The following is a 13,646-nucleotide window of genomic DNA, read 5'->3' as shown; positions in this document are numbered from 1 at the left end:
TGCTTTGACACGCTGCAACGCGGAATGTCAAAGATCGAAAACGTCTTGACGACTTTATCATCACATCTATAATGAGTGCTTACTCACTCATAATCAAGTTTACCCCGCGCAAACCATCGGATGGGGCGCGTTTTCGGGTCAGGATATGAAAAAGCCTCAATTCATCTGCGTGGTGTTTGTCATGATTATTGCTTCAGCTGCAAGTTTACCATTTGTCCTGAATGCCGGATTTGGCCAGTCCCCGCAGGGGGCTCAGCTCACGGAAGTCGAGGCTTCCCCACAGCATCGTGACGGGAAATTCCATAATACGTTGCCGACACCGGGTTATAACGGTGACAAAAATATGCTGGTGGCGATGTGGGAGTTTCTGACCCAAAAAACGGAAAACGCACGCCCGGCTCAGCCGCTGCCGATGGTGAAAACCGATCTTGCGAGCCTGCCGCTGGAGCAGGACACCCTGGTGTGGCTTGGTCACTCTTCCTGGTATCTCCAGCTGGCGGGCAAACGCATTCTGATCGATCCGGTGCTGGGTAACTACGCCGCGCCGTTCTCGTTCCTGAATAAAGCATTTGCCGGCGAGTACCCGTGGCGCGCTGAGAGCATGCCGGAAATCGACCTGCTGATTATCTCGCACGATCACTACGATCATCTGGATTACGCCACCATCAGGGCATTACTGCCGAAAGTGAAGCGTGTGGTGACACCGCTGGGTGTCGGATCTCACCTGCGTTACTGGGGGATGAAACCAGAGATTATCGACGAGCGAGACTGGAACCAGTCGGTGCACATCAGTGATGAATTGACGGTGCATGTACTGCCGGCGCGTCACTTCTCCGGACGCGGTATCAAACGCGATCAAACCTTGTGGGGCAGTTTTATGTTCGTTACGCCAGAGCAGAAGGTTTACTACAGCGGTGACTCCGGGTACGGCCCACACTTCAGGGCTATCGGCGAACAGTTTGGCGAGGTGGATTTAGCCATTATGGAAAACGGCCAGTACGACCAGGACTGGAAGTACATCCACATGCTGCCGGATGAAACGGCGCAGGCTTCAGCCGATCTTAATGCAAAAGCCGTCGTGCCCGGGCATAACGGGCGCTTCGTACTGGCGAAACACACATGGAACGACCCGCTGATCCAGCTGGCAAAAGCCAGCAAGGACAAAAACTATCGGCTGCTGACACCGGAGCTGGGTGAGCCTGTTCGGGTGAGCGATACCACGCAAACATTTCGTGAATGGTGGGAATAATGTTTAAACGAGAAGCAGAAGGGGAGAGCTGTATGACCATTTCCGCTCAAGTCATTGATACCATCGTCGAGTGGATCGACGACAACCTGCATCAGCCATTACGTATTGACGAGATTGCTCGCCACGCGGGTTACTCGAAATGGCACCTGCAGAGACTCTTTATGCAGTACAAAGGGGAGAGTCTGGGACGTTATATCCGTGAACGCAAGCTGTTGCTGGCGGCGCGCGATTTGCGCGAATCAGACGAGCGCGTCTATGAAATCTGCCTGCGCTACGGGTATGACTCGCAGCAGACGTTTACGCGCATCTTTACCCGCACGTTCAACCAGCCGCCCGGAGCATACCGCAAAGAGAATCATAGCCGGGCGCATTGAACATATCGAAATTCAGGCCGGGTAAGGCGTAGCCATTACCCGGCTTTTTTATGGCTTACGACGCCAGTGAAAACCAGCGACGCCAGACGAAACGCAACACGAAGAATTCGATAACCCCAAGCAGTAAAAACCACAGGCAGAACAAAATGGTGTAAAGCTGGTTAAGATCGACCATATGGAAGGTGGTAACCAGTTTCTCCGCCAGCACCAGCCCAGGCGAGGGCGCAGGAAGCAGCAGGCACGAAAGCAGGGCCAGCAATAAAATGCCTCCCGCGGTGAGCAGTGATTCTAACGGGTGTTTCATCTTAATGTTAATCGTCAGTTAAAAATGTCATTGTCCGGCATCCCGGAACGTAAAGCAATATAAACCCGCCTACTCGATTTCAAGAAAATAATCGCCGTAATCTGTGTGTCAATCACAGGAATAAAATATTATCCGGCAGACAATTAAATTAATATCGCGTTATGTCAATAAATGTCTGCGTTACGAAAATAATTTTACAAATGTATAGGTGCTATAACCAATTAACGTGGCAATAACAATGGCTGCGATAATGTATAACGCCAGGCGGCGCCCGCGATAAATACCAAACATGGTTCCTCCTCGTTTAGATTTGGTTTAGAAACATTTTGTAAAAATTAGCTCATCGAAATAGTTTTAAGCAGTTTTGAATAACCGAGACGCAATTATATTGCGGTAGATCAATTTTACCCGCAAGACTTTAAAATGAATTTATTTAAGCCAGAAAGGAATTCAGGCTTCTCTTCACCGGATATTGAAGGAAAAATACGATGACTGAAAAAAAATTGTCCCCAAACGTGCCGCCTTCCGGCGGGCTGGCATATCAGCAGAGCGTCGAGCAGGTGCTTACCCACACGCAGAGCCAGGCCAGCGGTCTGAACCGTGCAGAGGCGCAGGCGCGTCTGCAAAAATCTGGTCCGAACGCGCTGCCGGAGAAAAAAGGTAAACCCGCCTGGCTGCGTTTTTTGGCCCATTTTAATGATGTTTTGATATACGTTCTGCTGGCCGCCGCCGTATTAACGGCAGTAATGGGCCACTGGGTTGATACGCTGGTTATTTTGGGTGTCGCAGTCATTAATGCGTTAATTGGCCATGTTCAGGAAAGTAATGCGGAAAAATCCCTGAAGAGTATTCGCAATATGCTCTCCAGTGAGGCGCGCGTTATTCGCAACGGCAATCATGAAACTATACCGACAACTGAAATAGTCCCGGGCGATATTATCGTATTACGTGCGGGAGATCGTATTCCGGCGGATATGCGTCTCATCGAAGCGCATAATTTACGGGTAGAAGAAGCGATTTTGACCGGTGAATCCACGGTTGTGGATAAACACATTTATCCGCTGAACGGTGAATTACCGTTGGGCGATCGTACCAACATGGTCTTCTCCGGAACGACCGTAAGTGCGGGCGGCGGCGTTGGCGTGGTCACCGCGACCGGTAAGGATACGGAACTCGGCCACATCAACCAGATGATGGCGGGCATCGAAAAGCACCGCACGCCGCTGCTGGTACAAATGGACAAGCTGGGTAAAGCGATCTTCGTCATTATTCTGGCAATGATGGCTGCGCTGTTTGTTTTCAGCCTGGTATTTCGTGAGATCCCGATGGGCGAGTTACTGCTCTCCCTGATTAGCCTGGCGGTAGCATCCGTACCGGAAGGCCTGCCGGCGATTATCTCCATCATCCTTTCTCTGGGCGTGCAGGCGATGGCGCGTAAGCGGGCCATTATCCGCAAACTGCCGACGGTGGAAACTCTGGGAGCAATGACCGTGGTCTGCTCGGACAAAACCGGCACCCTGACCATGAACGAGATGACGGTAAAAGCCATCATCACCGCTGACAGCTGCTATCGTGTAGATGGTAACAGCTACGAGCCGGTGGGCAATATTTACCTGGAGGGGAGCGACGAGCCCATACAAATCCAGCCTGGCACCGTGCTGGAGCAGTACCTGCGTACCATTGACCTGTGTAATGACAGCCAGCTGATTCAGGACGAGCGCGGTCTGTGGGGGATTACCGGCGGGCCGACCGAAGGCGCGCTAAAGGTACTGGCAGCGAAAGCTCATCTTGAGCCGGTCATGACCACGCTGGTTAACAAGATCCCGTTTGACTCGCAGTATAAGTACATGAGTACTCACTACCAGGTCGGCAGTGAGGAGCAGATTTTAATTACCGGCGCGCCAGATGTGATTTTCGCCCTGTGCGCGCAGCAGCAGAGCCGTAACGGTACACAAGATTTCGACCGCGCGTACTGGGAAACCGAGATGGAGCGCTATGCGCGCCAGGGGCTGCGTATGGTGGCAGCAGCGTTCAAACCGACGAGCGGCGAGCAGGCGTTAACCCACGATGCGCTGAAGCACGGTCTAATCTTCCTCGGTATTGCCGGGATGATGGACCCACCGCGTCCGGAAGCCATTGCGGCGATAAACGCCTGTCAGCAGGCGGGGATCCGCGTGAAGATGATCACCGGCGATCACCCGCAGACGGCAATGAGCATCGGCCAGATGTTGGGGATCAGTAACAGCGAGCAGGCCGTAACGGGTTATCAGCTGGAGAAAATGGACGACGCCGGGCTGGCTGAAGCCGCGGTGAAGTATGACATCTTCGCCCGTACCAGCCCGGAGCATAAGCTGCGCCTGGTGAAAGCGTTGCAGGATAAAGGTGAAATCGTCGGCATGACCGGTGACGGTGTTAATGATGCCCCGGCGCTGCGTCAGGCGGATGTGGGCATCGCGATGGGCATCAAAGGCACGGAAGTGACCAAAGAGGCTGCGGACATGGTCCTGACGGACGATAACTTCGCCACCATCGCCAGCGCGGTGAAAGAGGGGCGTCGCGTTTACGACAACCTGAAGAAGACCATCCTCTTCATTATGCCGACCAACCTCGCGCAGGGGCTGCTGATTGTCATTGCGCTGCTGGCAGGAAATATCATTCCGCTGACCCCGGTGCTGATTTTGTGGATGAACATGGCCACTTCCGCCACGCTCTCCTTCGGGCTGGCCTTTGAGGCCGCCGAACGCAACATCATGCGTCGTCCACCACGTAAGACCGGACAGCACGTGATGGATGCCTACGCCGTGTGGCGCGTGGCCTTCGTCGGCACCATGATTGCCATTGCGGCCTTTGCACTTGAAGCCTGGCTGGCCCCGCGCGGCCACAGCGCGGAGTTCATCCGCACCGTGCTGCTACAGATGCTGGTCTGTGCCCAGTGGGTTTACATGATTAACTGCCGCAACACGGAATCATTCTCCCTGAACCGCGGCCTGCTGGCGAACAAAGGGATCTGGCTGGTGACGGGTGTGCTGTTCCTGCTTCAGGCGGCGATTATCTACCTGCCATTTATGCAGATGCTGTTTGGTACGGAAGCCTTACCGCTGCGTTACTGGTTCGTGACCCTGGCGGTCGCTGGTGTGATGTTCTTTGTCGTCGAAATCGAGAAGCGACTGACCCGCAGGTTCCGTAAGGCTGTATAACGTAAACACCTCTCCCCAGGTGGGGAGAGGGTTACGGAGCGGTTGCCCATAGTTCGCAATGTTTTTGCACCAGGGAGATAAGTGAGCCACCGTCTGCAATAAAGTCCCGCATGCGTTGCGCTTCGCTTTTGCCCTGCTTTAACAGCAGGGCAATTTCCGTTATCGCACTTGTCGCGCCGAGTTTCTCGGCCGACGGTGCAACCTGCTCCAGCAGCCAGTCGATCTCTTCTGCAACAGTCTTCTGCTCGCCGGTGTAAACGTCCGTCAGAATGCCCTCTAATCCGTAACGGCATGCCTGAAAACGGTTAAAACGATACAGCAGAAAATCCCGCTCCTGATGCTTATAGGGCCGCGCGGTCAATAGCCAGTGTGACGTAGCCTGAATTAACCCGGCAATATTGATCGCGTGGCCGAGCGTCAGCGGGGTATCCATCACCCGCACCTCCACGGTGCCAAAATGTGGGCTGGGACGAATATCCCAGTGCAGATCTTTAATGCTGTCGACCATGCTGGTGGCACTCAAACGGCGGAACAGCCCTTCAAACTCCTGCCAGTTGTTAACCCACGGCATTTGGCCGTTATCCGGGAATCCGGAAAAGATATTAAGCCGCGACGAGGCAAACTTCGTGTCTGTGCCCTGCATGTACGGCGATGCCGCCGCCAGGGCAATGAAGTGCGGCACAAAACGTGACAGGCCGTGCAGCAGATAAATGGCGTCATCCCCGGTCCGGCAACCGATATGCACATGCTGGCCGAACACCGTCGCCTGCAAAATCAGGTAGCCAAAGCGCTCCAGCGTGATGTTATAGCGCTCGTCGTCGCACACTTCCTGACGCTGCCATTTCTGGAACGGATGCGTTCCGCCGCCGCAAATCTGAATATGCTGATCCGCTGCCGCTCGCAGGATGCTTTGCTGAATCACAGAGAGCTGTGCTGCCGCCTGGTCGATGTTCTGACACACCCCAGTAGCGATTTCGAGCATGCTTTCGGTGATGTCGTGTTTGACTTCACCGCCTTTGATGTCGTTTTTAACGGCGGCGATAAGGGCTGAGGAGTCCTGGCTGAGATCGTATCCTGGCGGGTTCACCACCTGCAGTTCGAGTTCGATGCCAAGAGTGAAAGGTTCGGAGGAATGGAAATCGGGTAAAGGCATGGCGCACTCCGTTGTCTGTTATGTGTTGAGTATAGACAACGAGGGTGGCGCGCTCGTCTCAGGGTGGTATAACTGTTAGCAGGCTTAGCAAAAGGGGAGTGACTCATGTCTGACTATCCAACCATTGCGCTGATTGGACCCGGTGCTATTGGGACCACCATTGCCGCAGTGCTGCATGACGCTGGCCGCACGCCGCTGTTGTGCGGACGCACCGCGCACCCGGAATTACGTTTGCGTCACGATGAGGGGGAAACGGTGGTGCCCGGTCCGGTATTAACGGATCCGAGTATCATTACACTCCCCGTTGATCTCGTTTTTGTGGCGGTAAAAACGACGCAAAATGCCGACAGCGCCGGATGGCTGCGCGTGCTGTGTGACGAAAACACCGTGGTCTGCGCCCTGCAAAATGGCGTTGAGCAAAAAGCTCAGCTTGAGCCGTGGGTCAACGGCGCAACGGTACTGCCGTCGGTGGTCTGGTTCCCGGCGCAGCGTGAGCCGGATGCCTCAGTATGGCTGCGCGCCAAACCGCGTCTGACATTGCGGGATGTCCCGCAGGCACAACGAGTGGTCGATGCCCTGCGTGGCACACGCTGTGCGGTTGAACTGTCGGCAGATTTCTCCAGTGTGGCATGGCGCAAACTGCTGCAAAATGCGGTGGCTGGCCTGATGGTGCTGGCCAATCGTCGCGCCGGGATGTTCTCTCGCGAGGATATTAGCGAGCTGGCGCTTGCGTATTTGCGTGAAGGGCTGGCCGTCGCTCGTGCCGAGGGGGCAAACCTGGACGATGAGGTGGCACAAGAGATCCTGACAAACTTCCAGCATGCACCTGCCGATTTAGGCACATCGATCCTCGCAGATCGTCAGGCCAACCGGCCGCTGGAGTGGGATATTCGTAACGGTGTTATTCAACGTTATGGTCGCGCGCACGGTATCCCGGTTCCCATTAGCGACGTGGTAGTGCCACTGCTGGCGGCAGGGAGTGAAGGTCCGGGATAAAGGAGAAAGCGGTCTTAGAGAGAGGGGAGCGCTGGCATCCATTGCGGGACATTCAGAATCGATCGTTGATGTCTGATTAATATACCCCCTATTTCCTTCTATTGATGTGGCAAGTCATTACAGAGTTCTTGTAATTCATTGAACAGTCTTGCCACATGGAAACCGTCGCACACGGAATGGTGTACCTGAACGGCGAGAGGTAACAGTACTTTCCCATCTTGTTCGTAATATTTTGCGAGAGTGAACATCGGAGCAAAAAAGTTCTGCATATTAGCAACGTTGACATTAAAACTGGTAAAACTCACCCAGGGAATAGCCGATACGAAAAATATATTTTCCCGAGACTCTTCCTTAGGCCAATATGCAAGGTTATTACCATAGCGTGCAACGTCTTCTGAATAAGTATTCTGGAAGTGTTGAATATTGCCATCGTAATGGCTCCACATTGATGAAAAGGTCTCTGTTTCATTATGGAAAATAGTATAGTTGGGATGAATTTCATTCCAAATGACAAGCTCATTGTGCTTTATGGCCATACGAAACTCCGTATGCCTGTTGACAATTTTAGCAAGGAGGAAAATCATCGTAGGGTAGAATTTCCAGCCAACCTCTTTTATATGTTTCAGCAGCGCGGTAATGTCTATCAGAACCGTTTGGTTAAATGTACTTTGAGCAAACCCCTGAAATACCTCAAAATGCTCTTTTCTTGCCCAACGCGATAAATCAACGGGTGTATATTCTGGAATTATTTTTTTCATTTTTTATCCTTTTGCTGGCAAGCCGACAGGTTCCGAACCGTGCTGGTCGAGAACGCACTGGTGAGAGTAGCGCATCCTTATACGGGAAGAAAGGAGATGTCAGAGCATATCCGCTCTGCTGCCCGGCGAAACTGGCGCCTGATATGCACTGGCATCCGGCACGTTTTCCAAACCGAAATCTGCCCGCCAGAATTGTCCTCTTAAGCCATAGCAGAGCTCTGATGCCGAGCTTTTCAACAGGATAAAACTGTGCAAGCCAAAATCACCGGCTGCCTGAGCCTGCTGATTGCGCAGGATTTTTAGTGGAATTTTCCTTAATGCCATTAAGCGCCGAATAACGGCATCTTGCTGGATATCAAAACTGGCAATTAACGGCAGAATAGCGTCAGGGCGGGTAACGAATCCTGGATTCAGCATCTCTTTTCCTTGTCATCCCGTGAGCACAGCCAGAGTAACAGATGGCTTACCACAGGCAATTACCAGGAAAATAGAGTTGTATTTGGCCGAAATTCTGCTCTTTCACAACTCCGCCCGCCGCCAGGCCATGTGATGCAGTATTGCGAGGCGGCTTCCGGAAAGAGCATGCCGGGGTGTTTTCCCGGCCTGCAACACGATGAATAACAGGTTTGCGAAATTACCCTGCGGCCTGCTGCTTATACATCTCCACGAGTTTCTTTTTTTGCTCCTGTGTGAGCATTTTACTGACGTTGGTGTAGTACGTAATTCGACAATGTGCCGCCTGTTCATGCAGTCCATTCTGGATCGCTATTTGTTGCTTAAATACTTTCTCATCCACGTTACCCGTTTTAACCATTTTTAAAAACGCCTGCGGATTAAATTGGCTTGCATCGATATTGTTCATGCACTCCTGTGCATCAGCATGCAGGTTAATGAGCTGCGTTTTTTGCGATTTATCTAGCTGTAACACGCTGCCAAACGTTTCTGGTTGAGGTGCCAGTGGCTCCGCAGCCAGCGTCATGCCTGAGAAGATGAAAGTCGATAAGCCTAATATGATAGTAGGAAATTTCATGGGATATTTCTCCATTTTAATAAGTGGTATTCACTGTAGCTGATATAGCTTCCTTAAAAAGTCTCATTTGGAACTTTCACCGAAATTATGGGGCGAAAAAACTCTGCCACCAATATGCCGTGGCAGAGAAACCGGACTTTCAAGGATGGAACGTATCTGACGATACGCAATAAACAGTAAGGTGAAATGATTATTCAGGTCAATTTTTACAAAGTACCAAATGACACTCCCGTTATTTATTCGGGCCGATATAGTTCGTGGCGATATTAAAAAAACAAACTTCGGACTGAAAGGCTAAAGAGATGAAAAACAATTATTCCCGTTTACTCGGAGGGCTGGTCATATCCTGCTCTCTGCTACTCACCGCGTGCGACCGCAACGCCCCGGTGCCCGGCGCACAGGCTCCCCATCCGGTGGGCGTGGTTACACTGCGCAGCCAGTCACTGCCTGTACAAACCGAACTTCCAGGCAGGGTATCGGCATTTCGGGTGGCTGATGTGCGTCCGCAGGTCAGCGGCATCATCCTGAAACGAAATTTCGTGGAGGGAAGCCATGTGCATGAGGGCGAGTCCCTGTATCAGATAGATCCTGCGTCCTATCAGGCCGCGCTGAACAGTGCCAAAGGCGACCTCGCAAAAGCCACCGCCGCGGCCACTCAGGCGCATCTCACGGCGAACCGCTACCGCGCGCTGATAAAAACCCATTATGTCAGCCAGCAGGACTATGACACGGCGATGGCTAACGCCCAGCAGGCTGATGCCCAGGTTGTAGCCCAGAAAGCGGTGGTCGAACAGGCGCAAATCAACCTCAACTACACCAAAGTGACCTCACCAATTTCAGGCGTGATTGGTAAATCTTCCGTGACCGAAGGGGCGCTGGTCACCGACAGTCAGTCTTCAGCGCTTGCGACGGTGCAACAGCTGGATCCGGTTTATATCGATGTGACGCAGTCCAGCGATGATTTTCTGGCGCTGAAAAGCGAGATGGCAAAAGGCCAGATCACACAGCAGAACGGGCAGGCAGACGTCATGCTGCAGCTGGATAATGGTCGTCTGTATCCCAGTAAGTGCCAGCTTGAGTTTTCTGATGTCACTGTTGACCAAACAACAGGGTCGATTACGGTGCGCGCGGTGTGTCCAAACCCTGACAGCACGTTGCTGCCGGGAATGTTTGTCCGTGCGCATCTCACTGAAGGGATGCGTACCGATGCCTTGCTGGTGCCGCAGCAGGCCATTACCCGTACACCGCGCGGTGATGCAACGGCGATGGTGGTGGACAGCCACAACCGGGCGCAGATGCGTCGCGTTCAGGCTGCGCAGGCCACGGGTAATCAATGGCGTGTCACGGCGGGGTTATCGGCAGGTGACCGGGTGATCGTTACAGGTCAGCTGATGCTGCGACCGGGGATGACCGTTTTGCCAACCGAAGATGACAGCATGGCAGCATGGGCGCCTGGCAATCGTGCGGGGGGCAAATAATGTCGAACTTCTTTATTAGCCGTCCGATTTTTGCCTGGGTGATCGCCATTGTGCTGATGCTTGCCGGTGGCCTGTCGATTCTGAAGTTGCCCGTGTCGCAGTATCCGACCATCGCACCACCCGCTGTGCAGATCACCGCCAGCTATCCGGGAGCTGATGCCAAAACCGTGGAAGACACGGTGACGCAGGTTATCGAACAGAAGATGAACGGCCTCGACGGCCTGATGTATATGTCTTCCAACAGCGACGCGATGGGCAATGCCACTGTGACGCTGACATTCAAAAACGGAACCGATCCTGATATCGCCCAGGTTCAGGTGCAAAATAAGCTGCAGCTGGCGATGCCGCTTCTGCCTGCCACGGTGCAGAGTATGGGCATTAATGTTCAGAAAGCCAGCAGCAGCTTTTTGATGGTTGTCGGGTTCACCGGTGAGAAGGGCAGTGCCTTAACACAGGCCGATCTGGCCGATTATGTGGCATCGACCGTGCAGGATCCGATCAGCCGGACGCAGGGCGTTGGGCAGGTGCAGCTGTTTGGTGCGCAGTATGCCATGCGCGTGTGGCTTGATCCGAACAAGCTGAACAACTACCAGCTCACCACGGAAGAGGTTGTAAAAGCGATCAAATCGCAGAATAACCAGATTGCGGGTGGACAGCTTGGGGCGTTACCGGCTCCGGCATCCCAGCGTCTGAATGCTTCTATCATCGCTCAGACCCGCTTAAGCACGCCGGAGCAGTTCGGTAACATTATTCTGCGCGTCAATGAAGATGGCTCAGAGGTTCGCCTGCGTGATGTGGCGCGCGTTGAGCTGGGCAGTGAAAACTACAGCTCCAGCGCAGAATACAACGGCGAGGCAGCGGCTGGGCTGGGGATCAAACTGGCCACTGGCGCGAACGCGCTCGACACAGCGAAAGCCATAAAAGCCGAAATTAACACGCTGAAACCGTTTTTCCCGGCGGGAATGAAGGTGGTATATCCGTACGACACCACACCGTTTGTGAAAATATCTATCCACGATGTGGTGAAAACGCTGCTTGAAGCGATAGTGCTGGTGTTCCTGGTCATGTACCTGTTTATGCAGAACATCCGTGCCACCCTGATCCCGACCATTGCTGTACCTGTGGTGTTGCTGGGCACGTTCGGGGTGCTGGCCGCTTGTGGGTTCTCCATCAACACACTGACCATGTTCGGGATGGTCCTGGCGATAGGCCTGCTGGTCGACGATGCCATTGTAGTGGTCGAAAACGTCGAGCGCGTGATGACCGAGGAGGGGCTTTCCCCCGTCGAAGCGACCCGCAAATCAATGGGGCAGATCCAGGGGGCGCTGGTCGGTATTACGATGGTTCTCTCCGCGGTATTTGTACCGATGGCCTTCTTTGGCGGCTCGACAGGGGCGATTTATCGCCAGTTCTCCGTCACCATCGTGTCGGCGATGGTACTGTCCGTGACGGTGGCCATGATCCTGACGCCTGCGCTGTGTGCCACTCTTCTGAAGCCGGGCAACCATGCGCCGCAGCGGGGCTTTTTTGCCTGGTTTAACCGGATGTTCGACACCAATGCCGATCGCTATCAGAACGGTGTGGCGCGCATCGTCAACAAGACCGGGCGCATGATGGCAATTTACCTGCTGATTGTCGCCGGCATGGCCGCGATGTTTGTTTTCCTGCCTACCTCGTTCCTGCCAGATGAGGACCAGGGGGTATTTATGAACATGGTGCAGTTGCCTGCCGGGGCGACGCAGTCACGGACTCAGGCGAGTCTGGATAAGGTGACGCGCTACTATCTGCATAATGAAGCAGCGAATGTGAATTCGGTGTTCACCGTGGCGGGCTTTGGTTTTAACGGCAACGGTCAGAACAACGGTATTGCTTTTGTCAGCCTCAAAGACTGGTCTCAGCGTCACGGTGCCGCAAACCGCGTGGAGGCGATAATTCAACGTGCCAATCATACGTTTGCCCGCACGATTCATGACGGCGTCGCTTTCGCCTTTAATCTGCCTGCCATTACGGATTTGGGCACCGCCACTGGCTTCGACTTTGAGCTGATCGACAAAGCCAACCGTGGCCATGCCGCGCTGACGCAGGCGCGAAATCAGCTGCTGATGATGACGCGTAAGTTCCCCAATGTGGTGACCAAAGTCCGGCCAAACGGGCTGGAAGATGCCCCGCAGTTGAAACTGGATATCGATCAGCAAAAAGCGGAAGCACTGGGCGTGAGCAATGACGCAATCAATAACACCATCTCTACTGCGCTGGGTGGCACCTACGTGAACGATTTCCTCGACAGGGGGAGAGTGAAAAAAGTCTACGTGCAGTCCGATCAGGCGTATCGCATGCTACCGGATGACATCAACAGCTGGTACGTCAAGGGGAACCACAACCAGATGGTACCGTTCTCGGCATTTGCCCGCGCCCGCTGGGAATATGGTTCACCACGCCTGGAGCGTTACAACGGCCAGTCATCCATGGAGATCCTGGGTGAGCCTGCACCCGGGCGCAGTTCAGGGCAGGCAATGATGCTGATGGAAAAACTGGCCGCCAAACTGCCAACCGGGTTTGGCTATCAGTGGACCGGCATGTCCTGGCAACAGCAGCAGTCGGGCAATCAGGCTCCCGCGCTGTACGCCATCTCACTGGTGGTTGTGTTCCTCTGCCTTGCTGCCCTGTATGAGAGCTGGTCCGTTCCGTTCGCCGTGATGCTGGTGGTGCCGCTGGGTATCATTGGCGCACTGGCAGGGGCCATGCTGCGTGGCCTGAACAATGATGTTTACTTCCAGGTCGGGCTGCTGACCACCATCGGTTTGTCAGCGAAGAACGCTATCCTGATCGTCGAGTTTGCCCGGGATCTGATGTTAAAAGAGGGGAGCCCTCTGCTGGAGGCCACGTTGCAGGCGGTACGCATGCGACTGAGACCGATCCTGATGACCTCGCTGGCCTTCATTCTGGGTGTCCTGCCGCTGGTGATCAGCGATGGTGCAGGAAGCGGTGCCCAGAATGCCGTCGGTACTGGGGTGATGGGCGGGATGATCAGTGCCACGTTACTCGCCATCTTCTTCGTCCCGGTGTTTTACGTGGTGGTGATGAGGCTGGTGGCCCGTAAAAAATAG

11 protein-coding genes are annotated in these 13,646 nt (G+C 53.8%); 6 read left to right on the top strand and 5 right to left on the bottom strand.

The features are described from left to right. The first annotated feature begins 145 nt into the window (after window positions 1-145). Window positions 146-1,249, top strand: coding sequence for an MBL fold metallo-hydrolase (locus JGF26_RS04945; RefSeq protein WP_028018443.1), 1,104 nt, complete (start codon window positions 146-148; stop codon window positions 1,247-1,249). A 32-nt stretch (window positions 1,250-1,281) separates the two neighbouring features. Continuing rightward, entirely contained in the window at window positions 1,282-1,623 is a 342-nt protein-coding gene (locus tag JGF26_RS04940; protein ID WP_028018442.1) for a RamA family antibiotic efflux transcriptional regulator, read from the top strand. Between the two features lie 55 nt (window positions 1,624-1,678). Here the strand turns inward: JGF26_RS04940 and JGF26_RS04935 are convergent, their stop codons facing one another. After that, complete coding sequence (locus JGF26_RS04935) at window positions 1,679-1,927, bottom strand: DUF1158 domain-containing protein (protein WP_028018441.1); 249 nt, start codon at window positions 1,925-1,927, stop codon at window positions 1,679-1,681. A gap of 488 nt (window positions 1,928-2,415) precedes the next feature. Here JGF26_RS04935 and JGF26_RS04930 point away from each other — a divergent pair, with 488 nt between their 5' ends. Continuing rightward, window positions 2,416-5,124, top strand: a complete 2,709-nt coding sequence (locus tag JGF26_RS04930) for a cation-transporting P-type ATPase (RefSeq protein WP_134707249.1) — start codon at window positions 2,416-2,418, stop codon at window positions 5,122-5,124. A gap of 31 nt (window positions 5,125-5,155) precedes the next feature. Here JGF26_RS04930 and JGF26_RS04925 read toward each other — a convergent pair whose 3' ends face one another. Next, window positions 5,156-6,277 (bottom strand): YbdK family carboxylate-amine ligase, encoded by a 1,122-nt coding sequence (locus tag JGF26_RS04925; RefSeq protein ID WP_108090655.1) that lies wholly within the window; start codon window positions 6,275-6,277, stop codon window positions 5,156-5,158. A 105-nt stretch (window positions 6,278-6,382) separates the two neighbouring features. Between JGF26_RS04925 and JGF26_RS04920 the strand changes: the two genes are divergently transcribed. Then, window positions 6,383-7,273: an oxidoreductase gene (locus JGF26_RS04920; RefSeq protein WP_134707250.1), complete on the top strand. Its 891-nt coding sequence runs from the start codon at window positions 6,383-6,385 to the stop codon at window positions 7,271-7,273. A gap of 98 nt (window positions 7,274-7,371) precedes the next feature. Here the strand turns inward: JGF26_RS04920 and catA are convergent, their stop codons facing one another. The 3 genes from catA to JGF26_RS04905 form a co-directional block, all read right to left on the bottom strand. After that, entirely contained in the window at window positions 7,372-8,031 is a 660-nt protein-coding gene (gene catA / locus JGF26_RS04915; protein ID WP_049007426.1) for a type A chloramphenicol O-acetyltransferase, read from the bottom strand. Window positions 8,032-8,130: 99 nt separating this feature from the next. Further along, the gene (locus JGF26_RS04910) at window positions 8,131-8,448 is read right to left on the bottom strand and encodes a hypothetical protein (protein WP_323673942.1); all 318 of its coding nucleotides are present in this window, start codon (window positions 8,446-8,448) and stop codon (window positions 8,131-8,133) included. Window positions 8,449-8,665: 217 nt separating this feature from the next. Next, window positions 8,666-9,061: a Spy/CpxP family protein refolding chaperone gene (locus JGF26_RS04905; protein WP_164881355.1), complete on the bottom strand. Its 396-nt coding sequence runs from the start codon at window positions 9,059-9,061 to the stop codon at window positions 8,666-8,668. Window positions 9,062-9,363: 302 nt separating this feature from the next. Between JGF26_RS04905 and JGF26_RS04900 the strand changes: the two genes are divergently transcribed. Together JGF26_RS04900 and JGF26_RS04895 are read left to right on the top strand one after the other, a co-directional pair. Next, a complete protein-coding gene (locus JGF26_RS04900; RefSeq protein ID WP_134707251.1) occupies window positions 9,364-10,539 on the top strand; it encodes an efflux RND transporter periplasmic adaptor subunit in 1,176 nt (391 codons plus the stop codon). Continuing rightward, window positions 10,539-13,646 carry an efflux RND transporter permease subunit gene (locus JGF26_RS04895; protein ID WP_134707252.1) on the top strand — a complete coding sequence of 1,036 codons (3,108 nt, stop codon included), beginning with the start codon at window positions 10,539-10,541 and terminating at the stop codon, window positions 13,644-13,646. The genes JGF26_RS04900 and JGF26_RS04895 overlap by 1 nt, the downstream gene beginning before the upstream one ends.

Origin of the sequence: Enterobacter sp. E1, from assembly GCF_016809815.1 — a bacterium.
In the GTDB taxonomy this organism is placed as follows: Bacteria; Pseudomonadota; Gammaproteobacteria; order Enterobacterales; family Enterobacteriaceae; genus Enterobacter; species Enterobacter adelaidei.
The sequence above is the reverse complement of the archived record's forward strand: the minus strand, read 5'-3'. Positions and strand labels throughout refer to the sequence as shown.